Here is a 16040-nt window from a genome sequence, read left to right as displayed (position 1 = left end):
GTCGTGGCGAACGCTACCGGAGAACCGGCCCGGGCGGGACGCATGGCCATCGAACGGTCGAACCGCCCGATGTCCACCCCTCGGCCGTCCCGGCCGGGCAGTTCCACGGGTTACACCCCTGACGGGTGGCTCGGTTCAACCGAACAGATCAGAATGCCAGAGATCACGATCGTTCACAACAGCGCTTGATCCTGCAATCACATTCCGCGCCACGGCAATTCGTCTCGCAATCGATGAGCGAACCCGGTGACGGCCGGCCGGACGGCGGCGTCGACGGCCGGGCGCGCGATGTTGTCGGTGGGCTCGGGTACAAATCCGGGGGTACCGAACGAACGGGGGAACACGTGACGACCTCTCCGGCCGCGACCTACGCCGTCACCGCCGACAATGTGCTGGCCCTGGCGCCCGACGCCGCATCGGTGAGCGCCGCCCGCAAGCTCACCGCCGCATGGCTGGGCACCGGCGTCCACGGCAGCGCGCTGTGGGGGCAGTGCAAGGGCAGTGGCGCCAAGCCGTATCAGACGATCGTCGACCTGTCGGGGCCCGCCTATCGCTGCTCGTGCCCCAGCCGGAAATTTCCCTGCAAACATGCGCTGTCGCTGTTACTGCTCTGGTCGCAGGGCACGGTCGCGGCGTCCGACGCACCCGCCGACTTCGCGGCCGAGTGGTTGGCGGACCGGGCCGCACGGGCCGCGAAACCGGCCGAGCCGGCCACGCGCGGCACCAAACAGTCGACAGTCGACCAGCGGCGGGCGCGAGTGACCACCGGACTCGACGATCTCGACGTCTGGCTCGGCGACCAGATCCGCACAGGCCTGGCCCAGGCCGACCATTCCGCGGCGGCCCTGGAGGCGGTGGCCGCCCGGATGGTGGATTCGCAGGCGCCGGGGGTGGCGGCAGCATTGCGGCAACTGCCGCGCCGCACCCTGGGCGTCGAACAGTGGCCGGCGATTCTGCTCAGCGAATACGCCCGGTTGCATCTGCTCATCGGCGCACACCGGCGGCTCGACGACCTGCCGCCAGCGCTGGCTGCCGGGGTACGCGCCCATATCGGCTATCCGGCCAAGGCCGAGGAGGTCCGCGGCGGCGAGCCCGCGATCCGCGACCGGTGGATGGTGCTCGGGGTGCGGATCACCGAGGAGGAACGGGTCTTCACCCGCCGCACTCTGCTGCTCGGCCGGGACACCCAACGCTGGGCACATATCCTCGACCACAGCTTCGGCAGTGCGAGTTTCGCGGGTGAGCTGCCGATTCCCGGCACCATGGTCGAGGCGGACCTGCACTACTACCCGGGCGCGATGCCGCTGCGCGCGGTGTGGGGCGTGCGCCACGGCGAGCCGGAACCGTTCACCACCATCATCTCGGAGTCCGCGTCCATCGCCGGACAGCTCGACGCTCACGCGCGGGCACTGGGCGCCGATCCGTGGTTGCGTGGGTGGCCGATGCTGCTGGCGGACGTGGTCCCGAGTCCGGGAACCGCCGACTGGTATCTCGCCGAGCCGGACGGCACGGCGGTGCCCATCGCCGCGACCGCCGAGGTGCCGTGGCAGTTGATCGGACTGTCGGGCGGTCATCCGCTGACGGTGATCGGTGAATGGACCGCGGCCGGATTGGTCCCGGTCTCCGCTCTGGTGGCCGGCGAACTCGTCGGGGTCGAGACCGAATCGCTTCTGGGGGTACCGACCCCCGGCACCGCCGTCCCGGCCTCGTCGGAGCCGATCGTGCCGGTTGCGCTGCTGGGTACCGCCCGCCGCACCCTCGATCCCGGCGGACTGGCCGAGGCGGTGACTTCGGCCGCGCGCGCCGACACTCCGGAACATGCCGTGCTGGGGGCGGTGGCGCTCCAGGAGCTGTATCACCGCGGCGGGGTGCCACCGGTCCGGACCGAGTTGCCGGTCCCGGCCGCCGACGACGATCGCGCCCCATTGCCGCGGGCAGCGGCACAGCGGCTGCACCACCTGCTGGCCGACGGCTCACCGATGCTCGCCGAATGGTTCGAGGCCGCGCTGCCCGGCGACCGGCGGGCACCCGACGCACTCTGCGCCACACTCCTCGAGGCAGCGAGAAGCCAAGCCGCCCTGCGGGTTCCGCTGATGCGCCTGGCGGGCGCTCGGGGGCGGTGGCTGGCGGCGCTGCATCCACGCTGGCGACCGCTGCTGCGGACCGGTGACGACGATCCCCAGGTGTGGACGCACGGCCGGCCTGCCGAACGCCGAAGTTGGCTGGAAGCCCTGCGCGCCCGCGACGCCGCGGCCGCCCGGCAGGCCCTCGCCGAAACCTGGAGCCGGGAGCCGGCGCGCGGCCGGGCCGAACTGCTGGCGGTGCTGGCCGCAGGAGTCGGGCCCGAGGACGAGCCACTGCTCGAATCGGCGCTCGACGACCCGCGGCCCGACGTTCGCCGCACGGCCGCCGATCTCCTTGCCCACCTGCCTGATTCGGCCTTCGCGGAACGGATGCGCGAGCGCGCCGGCCGGTGGCTGACCGTCCGGTCCGGCCGACTCGAGGCGCATCTGCCGCACGACCTCGACGACGCGGCTCGCCGCGACGGACTCGCCGACCGGCTCGACCCGGTGGCCTACCGCCGCGACGGCGGTGCGGACGTGGATGCCGAACGGCTGCGCCGCCTGATCGCCGCCACCCCGCTGCGACATTGGGAGCAGCTGTGCGGATCCGCGGAGGCCGCCACGGCGCTGGGAATGCCCGACGACATCCTCGGACCGGTCGCCGCGGGATGGGCGGAAGCGGCTCTGGCACAGGATGATTCCCGCTGGGCGATTCCACTGTTCGAGGTGCTGACCACCACGCCCACGCTGGGTGCGGATCCGCGGCTGCGACAGCGGTTGTTCGCGCTGCTGCCGATCGAGCGGCGGCTGCGGTACCTGTGCGGCCTGGACAGCAGTTGGCTGGCCGAACTCGAACTGCTCGTCTCGGCGCTTCCGCGGCCGTGGCCGCAGCCACTGGCCGAACACCTGGTCCGGCTGCTGCTCGATCGCGCCCATCTGGCCGCCGCCCGTCCCGGCGCGGCCGGACTGTCCCCCGCCTCCTATCGCACGCTGCTGCGCAGTGCCGCGATCAACTTCCCGGTCCGCGCGGTCGCGGCGGTGACCGTCGCCGCCCGACGCTGTGCGGACCCCTACTGGCAGAGCGCCTTCGACCGCCTCGCCGACGATCTGACCCAACGCACCCTGATGCTCGAGGAGCTGGCATGACCACCACCCAGAACCCACCCGCCGACCTGCTGCGTCCCCATGCCGAACAGGCCTACGCCGACGAACTCCGAGCCCTCGCCGAGGTCGACGACCGTCCGCGGCCGCCGTCGTGGCAGCTGTCGCCCTGGGCGGTGGTCACCTACCTGTTGGGCGACACCCTTCCCGACGGCACGGTGATCACCCCGAAATACGTCGGACCGCGCCGCCTGATGGAGGTGGCGGTCGCGACGCTGGCGACCGATCGGGCACTGCTGCTGCTCGGCGTACCGGGCACCGCCAAAACCTGGGTGTCCGAACATCTTTCGGCCGCCATCAGCGGCGCCTCCACCCTGCTGGTGCAGGGAACGTCCGGAACCGCCGAGGAGGCGATCCGGTACGGCTGGAACTACGCGCGCCTGCTCGCGGAAGGGCCGAGCGCCGGCGCGCTCGTGTCCTCACCGGTCATGACCGCGATGCGCACCGGTGCGATCGCCCGCGTCGAGGAGCTCACCCGCATTCCCTCCGACGTGCAGGACGCACTGATCACGGTGCTGTCGGAGAAGACGCTGCCGGTGCCCGAACTCGGTATCGAGGTGCAGGCGGCCAAGGGCTTCAACGTCATCGCCACCGCCAACGACCGCGACCGCGGCGTCAACGAACTCTCCTCCGCGCTGCGCCGCCGGTTCAACACCGTGGTGCTGCCGCTGCCCGCGGGCGAGGACGACGAGGTCGCGATCGTGACCCGCCGAGTCGAACAGCTCGGCGCCGCACTGCAATTGCCGCCGATTCCGGCTGCCGCCGAGGAAGTGCGGCGGGTGGTGCGGGTGTTCCGCGAACTGCGTTCCGGCATCACCGAGGACGGCCGGACCAAGTTGAAGTCGCCCTCGGGCACGTTGTCGACGGCAGAGGCGATTTCGGTGCTCACCAACGGCATCGCGCTCGCGGCGCACTTCGGTGACGGGGTGTTGCGCGCGAGCGATGTCGCCGGTGCGGTCCTCGGTGCGGTGATCAAGGATCCGGTCGCCGATGCCGTGGTGTGGACCGAGTACCTCGAGGCCGTCGTCCGCGAACGCCCCGACTGGTCCGATTTCTACCGCGCCTGCCGTGAGGTGCACGGGTGAGCGGCGACGCCGTCGCGCTCGACGAGCCGCAGACCCGGATCTTCGGCATCCGCCACCACGGTCCCGGGTCGGCGCGCTCGCTGTCCTGGGCGCTGGAGCGTTTCCGCCCGGATGCGATCCTCATCGAAGGCCCGGCCGATGCCGACCCGCTGGTCGCCTACGTCGCCGCCGACGGTATGGAACCGCCGGTGGCATTGCTGGCCTATGCTCCGAACGAACCCTCGCGAGCCGCCTTCTGGCCGTTCGCTGTGTTTTCCCCGGAATGGCAGGCGCTGCGGTACGCGTCCGAAAACGCTGTGCCCGTGAGCTTCTGCGATCTTCCGGCCACCCACACCCTCGCTCTCGACACCGAGCCGGGTGACAGCGGTGATCCGCTGGCCGCGCTGGCCGCCGCGGGCGGATACGACGACCCGGAGCGATGGTGGGACGCCGTCATCGAATCGTCGTCGAATCCCACCGGGGACGGCACCGACATCTTCGAGGCCATCACCGAGGCCATGGGCGCCCTGCGCGCCGCGGTCGGAGACGGTCCTGCCCGTGCGGCGTCGGAGACGGACCCTGGAGCCGGCGCGCCACAGTCCGACCCGGATCGGCACGCCACACATGCTTTCGACACGGAAGATACTGCGCCACAGCAGGATTCATCCGCGCCCACGGAGCTCCTGCCCGGTGGCATCGACCTGCGCACGTTGCAGCGCGAGGCGTATATGCGGCAGGTCATCCGCCGGACGCTCAAAAGCGGTGCGCGCCGGATCGCGGTGGTCTGCGGGGCGTGGCACGCCCCGGCGCTGGCGGGCAAACTCGGTCCAGCGGCGGCCGATTCCCGCCTGCTCAAGGGTCTGCCGAAGAGGAAGGCCACGCTCACCTGGGTGCCGTGGACCCACTCGCGGCTGGCCGGCTCGTCCGGATACGGCGCGGGCATCACCTCGCCCGGCTGGTACCACCACCTGTTCACCCGGACCGACGACCCGATCGCCCGCTGGTTCACCCGGGTGGCCGTCGCGCTACGCGCCCGTGACCTGCCGGTTTCCAGTGCGCACATCATCGAGTCGGTGCGACTGGCCGACACTCTGGCCGCGCTGCGCGGTCGTCCCGCGCCGGGGTTGTCCGAGGTCACCGATGCCACGCGGTCGGTGCTCTGCGACGGCGACGAGTCGATGCTGCGGTTCGTCAGCGACGAACTGGTCGTCGGCGAGGCGCTCGGTTCGGTGCCCGAGAGCACGCCGACCGTCCCGCTGGATGCCGACCTGCGCGCGCAGGCGCGCACCCTGCGGCTCAAAAAGCAGGCTCTGGCCCAGCAGTTGGACCTGGATCTGCGCAAGGACCGCGATGTGGACAGGTCGCATCTGCTACATCGGCTGCGACTGCTCGGAATCGACTGGGGCACACCCGTCACGGGCGAGGTGCGCAATACCGGCACCTTCCGCGAATCGTGGGCGCTGCGGTGGGAACCGGGCCTGTCGGTCGCGGTCATCGAGGCATCGCGCTGGGGCACGACCATCCGCACCGCGGCCGAGGCGAAGATCCTCGACCGCGCCGGCGCCTCCGACGCCACGGTCGCCGATATCAGCGCGGCCCTGGAGGCCGCGCTCCTGGCCGACCTCGGCGGCGCGGTGGACGGTCTGGTCGCTCGCCTGGAGGCGGTGGCCGCGCTCGATCACGACGTCACCCACCTGCTGGCCGCCCTGCCCGGACTGATCCGCACCCTGCGCTACGGCGACGTCCGCAGCACCGACCTCGGCGCGCTGGCGCGCGTCGCCGACGGCCTGCTCCTGCGCATCTGCGCCGGATTGCCCGGCGCCGTCACCGGTCTCGACACCGATGCCGCCACCGAACTGCGTGGCCTGATCGACGCCACCCACGTCGCCATCGCGACCCGTGACGATGCGGACGCCACCCGGTCCTGGCTGGCGGCACTGGGCCTGGTGGCCGACCGCGACGATGTGCACGGGGCGCTGGTGGGCCGCGCGGTTCGATTGCTCTGCGATGCGGAAATCATCGCCGACGCCGAGGCCGCGCGCAGGCTGTCGGCGGCCCTGTCGATCGGCCACAGCCCGGCGGAGAAGGCGGCGTGGATCGACGGCTTCCTGGGCGGGCGTGGCCTGCTGCTCGTCCACGACCGAGACCTGTTGCGGCGCATCGACTCCTGGCTGCGCGAACTGGACGAGGAGCAATTCGTCGCGACCCTGCCGCTGCTGCGGCGCACCTTCGGCGCTTTCGAGGCGGGAGAACGTCAGGCCATCGCCCGAGCCGTCCGGGACGGCACGCCCGCGGCCGTGCCGCAGCGCGACCACTCCGGGCCGGACGCCGCCCGCGGCGTGCTGGCCCTGCACGCGGCGACCGAAATTCTGGCGGGCGCACGATGATTCGAGCCGAGAGGAGCCGACGATGACCCATATCGAATCGGATGAGATGCAGGCCCGGCGCTGGCGACTGGTCCTCGGCGCTCCCGCCGAGGCGGGTCTGGGCGGGCTCGGTACCGCCGAGGACGCGGCGATGGACCGGGCGCTGTCGGCGCTCTACAACGCCGACGAGCACACCCCGTCGGACAAGCGCGCCGCCGGCCTGGGTGGTTCGGCGCCGAAGGTCGCCCGCTGGCTGGGCGATATCCGCACCTACTTTCCGTCGACGGTGGTCGAGGTCATGCAACGCGACGCCATCGACCGGCTGCAACTCACGCAACTGCTGCTCGAGCCCGAACTGCTCGAGGCGGTCGAACCCGACGTCCAGCTCGTCGGCACCCTGCTCAGCCTGAACCGCATGATGCCCGAAACCACCCGCGCCACAGCACGAGTCGTGGTCGAGAAGGTGGTGCGCGACATCGAACGCCGGCTCGCCGCGCGCACCGTGGCCGCGGTGTCCGGTGCGCTGAACCGGGCGGCGCGGGTGTCGCGGCCACGGCTGCGCGATATCGACTGGGATCGGACGATTCGCCGCAACCTCGCCCACTATCTGCCCGAACACCGCACGGTGGTGCCGCAGCAACTGGTCGGATACGGGCGCAAGGCGCAGGCGGTGCGGCGGGAGGTGGTGCTCGCGATCGACCAATCGGGGTCCATGGCGGCCAGCGTCGTCTATGCCTCCGTCTTCGGTGCGGTACTCGCCTCCATGCGCTCGCTGAAGACCTCACTGGTGGTCTTCGACACGTCCGTGGTGGATCTCACCGAGCAACTGTCGGATCCGGTGGATGTGCTGTTCGGCACACAGCTCGGCGGCGGGACCGATATCAACCGGGCCATCGCCTACTGCGGGCAACTCGTCACCCGGCCGGCCGACACGCTGTTCGTCCTGATCTCCGACCTGTACGAGGGTGGAATCCGCGACGAGATGTTGCGGCGGATCTCGGCGATGAAGGAGGCGGGCGTCCAGGTCCTGGTACTGCTCGCGCTCTCCGACGAGGGCGCCCCGGCCTACGACCACGACAACGCCGCCGCGCTCGCCGCGCTCGGAGTTCCCGCCTTCGCGTGCACTCCCGACCGCTTTCCCGACCTGCTGTCGGTGGCCCTCGACCGCGGCGATGTGGCGACCTGGGCCCGATCCAACGCGAGCCGCCGATGATCACCCGACCGGCGCCCGTGTCCGGCGCCACCGAAAGGTCTTGCCGGACCGCAACTCTCACCGGCAGCGCAGTCGCGCGGCGACTACCTGCTGTTCTCGGCGGGGTACGGCCGATTTCCTCCGCACGGGCCGCGCAGTTCGGCGGGCCGCGCGCCGGCGCGGAAATGGACGCGATAACTTGGACCGGTGTTGAAGAATTCCGTGGCCACGACGGCAGGAGCATGGCGGGTAGGTGACGGCACTGCGGTGTCATTTCGCGAGGCGGCGGTGGCCTGGGCATTGGCCGCACATGCCGAACTGGCCGAAACCGCGACCGGATACGGGCATTTCATCACTGTGAACGAGTTGGCCGAACGGATTCAGGACGTGTCCGGGGTGCATACCGAGGCGCCGACACGCACCTGGATGGCCGCGATCCTGCGGAAGGTCGCGCGGCGCTGCCACGGCGCCGGTGAGCCGCCGCTGACCGCGCTGTGCGTACGCCAGAACCACACCGTCGGCGACGACTACAAGTACGTGCTCGAACTCGCCGGCCTGCCGATTCCCGACGATCTCGAACTGCATGCGGCCTACGCCCGCTGGCAGTGCTATCAGCACTACGGCGCGGAGATGCCCGCCGAGGTCGGCGTTCCGCCGCTGACGCCGAAGGTGGACGCGCGCCGTCGCGGTCGCAGCGCGACCAAAACCGTGATGGCACAGGAGGAGAAGACCTCCGAGCCGCGGCCGGCGGTCTGCTCGCAGTGCTTCATCCAGCTGCCCGCCGGCGGCGTCTGCCAGTACTGCGTCTGAGCGTGATTCGGGTCGGCCGCTGAACGCCTGCGCTCAGCGGCCGTATCCTCACCGTCACAGATCGGCGATCGCCGCCAGCGGTGGTGTGCGCGCGGCGCGCACGGCCGGCCACAGCGCCGCCAGCACACCGACCACGGCCGAGCCGATCAACATGCCCACGATCTGGCCCCACGGCACGGTGATCGTGCTCAACCCCAGATCCGACAGCGTGCGCAGGAATCCGACGCCGAGTCCCAGCCCGAGGACCACCCCGACCACGGCACCGAAGACCGCGATCAGCATGGATTCGAGATAGATCGTGCGCCGGACCTGTGGGCGCTGCATGCCGACCGCACGGAGCATGCCGATCTCGCGCCGCCGCTCGACGACCGAGAGGGCGAGCGTATTCACGATGCCGAGAATCGCGATCACCACCGCCAATGCCAGCAGCCCGTAGAGGATGGCGAGCATGGTGTTGATCTGTTTGCCCTGTGCGCCTTTGAATTCCTCGCGGTCCTGCACCTGCACCACCACGTAGGACGCGGTCGCCTTCTCCAGGTTGCCCCGCATCGCGGCGACGTCGGCGCCCGGCGCGGCCTTGACCAGCACGATCAGGTCGGTGCGGAACGCCACCGGCATCACCTGGTTGTAGAGGTCCGGCGCCACCACCAGGGGGCCGAGCAGCTGACTGTCGGCATAGATGCCGGCGACGGTCACCGAGAACTTCTTGTTGTCCACACTGGTGACCTCGACGCGGTCACCCGCATGCCAATTGCGGTCGCCCGCTTCGGTTTCCGACACCAGCAGGGAGTCGCCGGTGAGGTTGCCGGTGCCGTGGCGGATGTCGTAGCGCAGGACCTGCCCCATCGGCGCGTCCGGTGAGGTGCCGGTGACCTGGTTGTCGCCCACCCGCAGCGCGACCCCGCGGAAGGCCACCACGTCGGAAACCCCGGGGACCGAGCGCGCCGCCTCCGCGGCGCCCAGCGGCACACCGATCATCTGCGGCCCGGCCAGGACGTAGTCGGCGTTCACACCCTTGTCGACGAGTTCGCCGACACTGGCCTTCGCCGAGGCGCCGAGCATGCCGATCGCCGAGACCAGCATCAGCCCCAAGGTGAGCGCGAACGCCGTGGCGGCGGTGCGGCGTGGGTTGCGCATCGCGTTGTTGCGCGCCATCGCGCCGATCGAGCCGAACGGACGTACCAGCAGGCTCAGCGCTCCGACCACCGGTCGCGACAATGCCGGTGAGGCGAACAGGACCGCGAAAATCAAAGCGGCCGCGCCGACTCCGACCGTGGCCGCGGCATTGCCGCCGGTGTTGCGGGCCCCGAGCACCACCAGCACCACACCGATCACCGCCAGGACCGCACCGATCAGCGTGCGCACGCGCAGCGATTCACCGACCGAGGCGAACTCCTCGCGCATCGCCTCCACCGGCGGAATCTTGGCCGCCCGCCGAGCGGGCGCGTAGGCGCTGGCCACCGTCACCACCAGGCCGATGGCGATCGCCGTCAGCACGGTCCGCGGCAAGACCTGCATGGTTCCGGTGGGCAGTCCGAGGTCGAACGCATTGAGCAGCGCGGACAGCCCGAACGCCAGCCCGATGCCGCCGGCCAGCCCGAGCAGACTGCCGATCAGGCCGATGACGAAGGCCTCCGCCACCACCGACAAGCCGACCTGACGCCGCCCGGCCCCGACCGCTCGCAACAGCGCCAGCTCCCGCAATCGCTGCGCCACGATCATCGAGAAGGTGTTGTAGATGATGAAGGTGCCGACCAGCAGCGCGATCGCGCCGAAGGCCAGCAGGAAGTAGTTGACGAATTTCAGCGCGTTGCCGACCTGGGCCTTCAGATCGGCGCGCACCTGATCGCCGTTCATGACCTTGTAGTCGGGCGCCACCTTCGCGATCCGGTCGCGCAATGTGTCCGGGGACACCCCGGGCACCGCGGCCACATCCACGTAGGCGACATGCGCTCCGTCGGTGAACAGTTCCCGGGCCTGCGCGTCGTCGAACAGCAGCCCGATGAATCCGCCGGTGTCCGAGGACACGGTGTAGATGCCGCTGACGGTCATGTCGATGGTGCCGCGGGAGGGAATCAGCACCTTGGCCTTGTCACCCACGTGCAATCCGGCCCGGTCCGCGCCACCGGAATTGATCGCGATCTGCCCCGGTGTCACCGGCGCCACTCCGTCGACGAAATGCTCCGGGTCGGCGATCGCCTTGTCCGGCGGCAGATACGACCGGCCCCAGCTCGGCGCGCCGCCCGTCTGCACCGCATGCCCGTCCTTCAGCAGAACGATCGGTCCCTGCACCGCCGGCGCCACCGCGCGCACGCCGTCGGTCGCGGCGACCTTGGCGACCAGTTCGTTCGGAACACCCAGCGACTGGCTGTGTTTCGGCTCCACCCGTACGTCGACGCCCTTCGCCTGGTCGGCGAAGATGCCGTCGAAGGTGCGCTGCAGGGTGTCGGTGAAGACGAAAGAGCCTGCGACGAAGGCGGTTCCGAGCACGACCGAGAGCAACGTCAGCGCCAGCCGCACCTTGTGCGCGGCCAGATTACGCAAGGCCACCTTGCGCATCGGCGATCCAGCCATGGCGCTATGCCTCCAGGGACTTCATGCGGTCCAGCACCGATTCCGCTGTGGGATCCCGCAATTCGTCGACGATGCGCCCGTCGGCGAGGAAGATCACGCGGTCGGCGTAGGAGGCGGCATGGGGTTCGTGCGTGACGATCACGACCGTCTGGCCGAATTCGTCGACCGCAGCCCGCAGAATCGACAGCACCTCACCGGAGGACCGCGAATCGAGGTTGCCGGTCGGCTCGTCGCCGAAGATGATGTCGGGCCGGCCGACCAGCGCCCGCGCACACGCGACACGCTGCTGCTGCCCGCCCGACAGCTCACTCGGCCGGTGGTCGAGGCGATCGCCCAGACCGAGACGTCCGATCACGGTGTCCAGCCACTCCTGATCGGGCTTGCGGCCCGCGATATCCAGCGGCAGGGTGATGTTCTCCAGCGCGGTCAGCGTCGGCACCAGGTTGAACGCCTGGAAGACGAAGCCGATGCGGTCGCGGCGCAGGCGCGTCATCTGCTTGTCCGACAGACCGGTCAGCGCGGTGTCGCCGATGCACACCGTGCCGGAGGTGGCGCTGTCCAGTCCGGCCAGGCAATGCATCAACGTCGATTTTCCGGAGCCGGACGGGCCCATGATCGCGGTGAACTCCCGCTGGGCGAAATCGGCCGAAACCCCGTCGAGGGCGCGGACCTGGGTGTCTCCGGATCCGTACAGTTTCGTCAGGTCGGTGGCGCGGGCCGCGAGCGTGGTCGCCGCGGCGGGTTCGGTGCCCAGGGCATCGGCAGTCATGGTCTCCAGTCTGGCCAAACCGGCGTGCGGGCGCCATCAGGATTTCCCCCCAATACCTGGGGCGCATTTCCCGGGACCCGCCGGGGATCCCGCAGCGCCGAGCTTCCGCGCACCTATCCTCGTGCGCATGGCTGCGCTCACCCCGGTCCTGCTGATGCTCGTCGGTGGGATCGCGCTGGCGCAGCACGACCTTCTGCGCTGGATTTCGGCCGCCCGATTGCTTCTGCCGGCGGTGGTCCTCGGCCTCGCCGCGCAACTCACCCACGACGCGATCGACGGTGGCGGCATCACCCGCATCGACGTACCCGTCACCGACTGGGTGATCGACCATCGCATCGGTTGGCTGAACCCGGTGATTCGGACACTCACCGATTTCGGCGGCGTCGCCGCGATGACGGCCCTGACCATCGTGGCCTGCGCCTGGTTCGGCGTGCGGCGGCAGTGGGCGCGGCTGCTGACCACGGCCGCGGTGGGTGTCGGGACAGCGGTGATCGGTGCCGTGCTGAAGTCGGCCATCGGGCGGCACCGGCCGCCCGCGATCGATCAGCTGGTCACCGAGACCAGTCCGTCGTTCCCGTCCGGTCACACCCTGGGGAGCACCGCGGTGGTCGGGGTGCTGGCCGCCATGGTCGTGCTCTCGCCGTGCGGCCGGATGGCACGCGTCGCCGCGGTCGCGGTCGCGGCACTGTTCGCGGTGGTGATCGGCCTGACCAGGATTTATCTCGGCGTGCACTGGACCACCGATGTGCTGGCCGGTTGGTCGATCGGGCTGATCTGGCTCGCGCTGTGCCTCGGCCCCTACCTGTGGTGGCGGGCGCGGGTCAACTCGAGAGCGCAGCCAGCAGAACCAGAACCACCAGCAGCAGCACCACCGCGCCGACGATGATGCCGATGATGAGCCCGGTATTCGATGTGTTCTGCGCCGGGACCGGTCGCATCGGCTGCATCGGCGCCGGCGGCCGCTGTCCGTAAGGCTGGTTGTACTGGTTGTACTGCCCGGAGGCTCCGTACGGCTGCGGCTGATTCGCCGGACGCGCGGCGGTGGCGGGATACGGCTGGGGCACGGGCCCGTGGTGCGGCATCGGTTGGGGCCGGGCCGCGTGCGGCATCGACGGACCGGTCGCCGGCCGATGCACGACCGGCTGGGCCGGCCCGGTGCCCGGCCGGCCCGTCGTCGGCATCGGCGGACCGGTGTAGGGGCGCCCGACCGTCGGCATCCGCGGCGCACTGGCCGGGGACAACGCCTGGCGGGCGGCGGCGGCGAACTCCGCACAGCTGCCGAATCGGTCGCCCGCACGCTTCTGCATCGCCTTCAGCAGGACCGCGTCCAGGTTCGCGGGCAGGCCGGGTCGCACACTGCTCAGCGCGGGCGGCGGTCCCTGCAGATGGCCGCGGATCACCGCCGCCGGATTCGGCGCGTTGAACGGTCCCCGGCCGGTGAACAGCCAGAACAGGCTGCACGCCAGCGAGTACTGGTCCGAACTGCCGTCCAGCGGCGCGCCGGTGAGCTGTTCGGGTGAGGCATAGGCCAGGGTCGCGGTGAAGGTTCCGGTCTGGGTGAGGTGACCGCCGTCGTCGCGCAGGCGGGCGATCCCGAAGTCGGTGAGGTAGACCCGCTCGCCCTTGCCGCCGGTGGAACGTGCGAGCAACATGTTGCCCGGCTTCACATCCCGGTGCATGACCCCGTTGCCGTGCGCGTAGTCCAGCGCCTCGGCCACCTCGGCGATAATCTGCACGGCTCGCTCCGGCGGCAGCTTCTTCGGGTCCACACTCGCGGCGTCGATACCGTCGATGTACTGCATCGAGATCCAGAGCTGACCGTCCTCGAGGCCGCGATCGTAGACCGTGACGACCTTGGGATGATCGAGTTGGGCGACCAGATCGGCCTCGCGCTCGAAGCGGGCCCGGATCTCCGGATCGGCGACCATCTCGCGGTTGAGCAACTTCAGCGCGGTCATCCGCGGCAAGCGCGGGTGTTTGGCCAGATAGACCTGCCCCATACCGCCGCGGCCCAACAGTCGTTCGATGACGTAGCCCGCGAACACATCACCGTTGGCCAGCATGCCCCGCTCCCACTTCCCGTGCCGGAATCACCGAAACCATAGCAGTCCACCGGAACCGGCATTCTCGATCGACGGGGCCGCCGGCCCGGGTGAACACCGGGTCACCGCCTGTCGCTGCGGGCTGTCGGTGCCTACCGATACGCTCTCTGCCATGCGTATTGGAGCACACGTCCGTCAAGACAGTGATCCGATCGGCTTCGGCGAGCGATTGGGTGCCGACGTCATCCAGATGTTCGTCGTGGATCCGCAGGGCTGGGACAAACCGCAGCCGCATCCGCGCACGGAGGAGATCAAATCCAGCCCCATCGACGTGGTGGTGCATTCCTCCTATCAGATCAATGTGGCCAGTACGAACAACAGGTTGCGCATGCCCTCGCGCAACGCGGTCGCGCAGCAGGCGCAGGCCGCCGCCGATCTGGGCGCGTTCGGCCTGGTCGTGCACGGCGGGCACGTGCGTTCGGATGCCGAGATCGAGGCCGGAATCGTCAACTGGCGCAAGCTGTTCGAGCGCCAGCAGGACAAAGGCGGGTTCGCGGTGCCGATCCTCATCGAGAACACCGCCGGCGGTAATCACGCCATGGCACGTCATTTCGATTCGATCGCCCGCCTGTGGGATGCGGTCGGCGATTTCGGCGCGGGCTTCTGCCTCGACACCTGCCACGCCTGGGCGGGTGGTGAGGAGTTGGTCGGCGTGGTCGATCGGATCCGCGCGATCACCGGCCGCATCGATCTGGTGCATCTGAACTCCTCGCGCGACGACTTCAACTCCGGCGCCGACCGGCACGCCAACTTCGCCGACGGCACCATCGATCCGCAGTTGCTCGCCGAGGTGTGCCGGACCGCCGACGCCCCCGTGGTGCTGGAGACACCGGCCGAGGGTGTCGCCGAGGACCTCGCCTACCTGCGCGAACACGTCGGCTGAGCGCAGCGCCGGCGCCGCCTTTGTGATCGCGCTGACCGTAAACCTGGTCGCGCGCGGGCCCCGATGGTGTGCTCGGAACACAGCGCGTTCCGAGCGAAAGGCCCTCCATGTCAAGCGATCACGCAGCAGAGTCCGTGTCCGTGGTGAAACTCGGAACCCACATCGGCGCCCGGATCGACGGCGTCCGGCTCGGCGGAGATCTGGCTCCGGAGACGGTCGTGGCCATCCGCGCGGCCCTCAACGAGCACAAGGTGATCTTCTTCCGGGATCAGCACCATCTCACCGAAGACGGTCAGCACGAATTCGCTCAGCTGCTCGGAAGTCCGACCACGCCGCACCCGACGGTCACCTCCAAAGGCGTGAAGAGCCTGGCGATCGATTCCCACCACGGCCGAGCCAACAGCTGGCACAGCGACGTCACCTTCGTCGACCGGGTCCCGAAGGCCTCGATTCTGCGCGCGGTGACCCTGCCCAGCTACGGCGGCTCGACCACGTGGGCCTCGACCGTGGCCGCCTACGCCTCGCTGCCGGAGCCGCTGAAGCGGCTGGCCGAGGAGCTGCGCGCCGTGCACACCAACAAGTACGACTACGCGGCGAGCCATGAGGAGCAGCCGGACCCGAACGCGCAGGCCTACCGGGAGGAATTCCAGTCGACCTACTACGAGACCGAGCATCCGGTAGTCCGGGTACACCCCGAGACCGGTGAGCGTGCGCTGCTGCTCGGACATTTCGTCAAGCAGTTCGTCGGTCTGTCCAGCAACGAGTCGCACGCCCTGTTCCGCCTGCTGCAGGATCGCGTGACCCGGCTCGAGCACACCACCCGGTGGAACTGGTCGCTCGGCGACGTGGCGATCTGGGACAATCGTGCCACTCAGCACTATGCGATCGACGACTACGACGGCGCCGAGCACCGCAAGCTGACCCGCATCACGCTGGCCGGAGACATCCCGGTCGGCGTGGACGGCCGGACCAGCCTCAGCATCGCCGGTAACGCCGACCACTACTCGATCATCGACGATCTGGCCGAGGCGGCCTGATCCTCCGGCGCCGGCCGGT

General features: G+C 69.9%; 11 protein-coding genes. 8 read left to right on the top strand and 3 right to left on the bottom strand.

The window, feature by feature from the left end:
- Positions 1-233: 233 nt before the first annotated feature.
- The 5 genes from IG65_RS0112090 (at position 234) to IG65_RS0112070 (ending at position 8656) form a co-directional block, all read left to right on the top strand.
- Positions 234-3209: an SWIM zinc finger family protein gene (locus IG65_RS0112090; protein WP_081879434.1), complete on the top strand. Its 2976-nt coding sequence runs from the start codon at positions 234-236 to the stop codon at positions 3207-3209.
- Positions 3206-4309, top strand: coding sequence for an AAA family ATPase (locus tag IG65_RS0112085; RefSeq protein WP_030514984.1), 1104 nt, complete (start codon positions 3206-3208; stop codon positions 4307-4309). The genes IG65_RS0112090 and IG65_RS0112085 overlap by 4 nt, the downstream gene beginning before the upstream one ends.
- Positions 4306-6675, top strand: coding sequence for a DUF5682 family protein (locus IG65_RS0112080; RefSeq protein WP_030514983.1), 2370 nt, complete (start codon positions 4306-4308; stop codon positions 6673-6675). The genes IG65_RS0112085 and IG65_RS0112080 overlap by 4 nt, the downstream gene beginning before the upstream one ends.
- 22 nt (positions 6676-6697) lie before the next feature.
- On the top strand, positions 6698-7867 hold the full coding sequence (locus IG65_RS0112075) for a VWA domain-containing protein (RefSeq protein ID WP_030514982.1): 1170 nt from the start codon (positions 6698-6700) through the stop codon (positions 7865-7867).
- A gap of 246 nt (positions 7868-8113) precedes the next feature.
- Positions 8114-8656, top strand: coding sequence for a hypothetical protein (locus IG65_RS0112070; protein WP_036524139.1), 543 nt, complete (start codon positions 8114-8116; stop codon positions 8654-8656).
- A 54-nt stretch (positions 8657-8710) separates the two neighbouring features.
- On the opposite strand, the gene IG65_RS0112065 is transcribed toward IG65_RS0112070, so the two are convergent.
- The gene (locus tag IG65_RS0112065; RefSeq protein WP_030514980.1) at positions 8711-11230 is read right to left on the bottom strand and encodes an ABC transporter permease; all 2520 of its coding nucleotides are present in this window, start codon (positions 11228-11230) and stop codon (positions 8711-8713) included.
- A gap of 4 nt (positions 11231-11234) precedes the next feature.
- Positions 11235-11999 (bottom strand): ABC transporter ATP-binding protein, encoded by a 765-nt coding sequence (locus IG65_RS0112060; RefSeq protein ID WP_030514979.1) that lies wholly within the window; start codon positions 11997-11999, stop codon positions 11235-11237.
- Between the two features lie 127 nt (positions 12000-12126).
- Here IG65_RS0112060 and IG65_RS0112055 point away from each other — a divergent pair, with 127 nt between their 5' ends.
- Entirely contained in the window at positions 12127-12885 is a 759-nt protein-coding gene (locus IG65_RS0112055) for a phosphatase PAP2 family protein (RefSeq protein ID WP_051755791.1), read from the top strand.
- Here the strand turns inward: IG65_RS0112055 and IG65_RS0112050 are convergent.
- Positions 12821-14062 carry a serine/threonine-protein kinase gene (locus IG65_RS0112050; protein WP_081879420.1) on the bottom strand — a complete coding sequence of 414 codons (1242 nt, stop codon included), beginning with the start codon at positions 14060-14062 and terminating at the stop codon, positions 12821-12823. The two genes, IG65_RS0112055 and IG65_RS0112050, sit on opposite strands and share 65 nt — an antisense overlap.
- 151 nt (positions 14063-14213) lie before the next feature.
- Between IG65_RS0112050 and IG65_RS0112045 the strand changes: the two genes are divergently transcribed.
- Entirely contained in the window at positions 14214-14984 is a 771-nt protein-coding gene (locus IG65_RS0112045; protein ID WP_030514976.1) for a deoxyribonuclease IV, read from the top strand.
- Between the two features lie 107 nt (positions 14985-15091).
- A complete protein-coding gene (locus IG65_RS0112040) occupies positions 15092-16021 on the top strand; it encodes a TauD/TfdA family dioxygenase (RefSeq protein WP_030514975.1) in 930 nt (309 codons plus the stop codon).
- The last annotated feature ends 19 nt before the right edge of the window (positions 16022-16040 follow it).

The organism is Nocardia sp. NRRL WC-3656 (assembly GCF_000720265.1).
GTDB classification, from domain to species: Bacteria; Actinomycetota; Actinomycetes; order Mycobacteriales; family Mycobacteriaceae; genus Nocardia; species Nocardia nova.
Note: the sequence above shows the minus strand (reverse complement) of the source record. Positions and strands in the feature narration are given on the sequence as shown.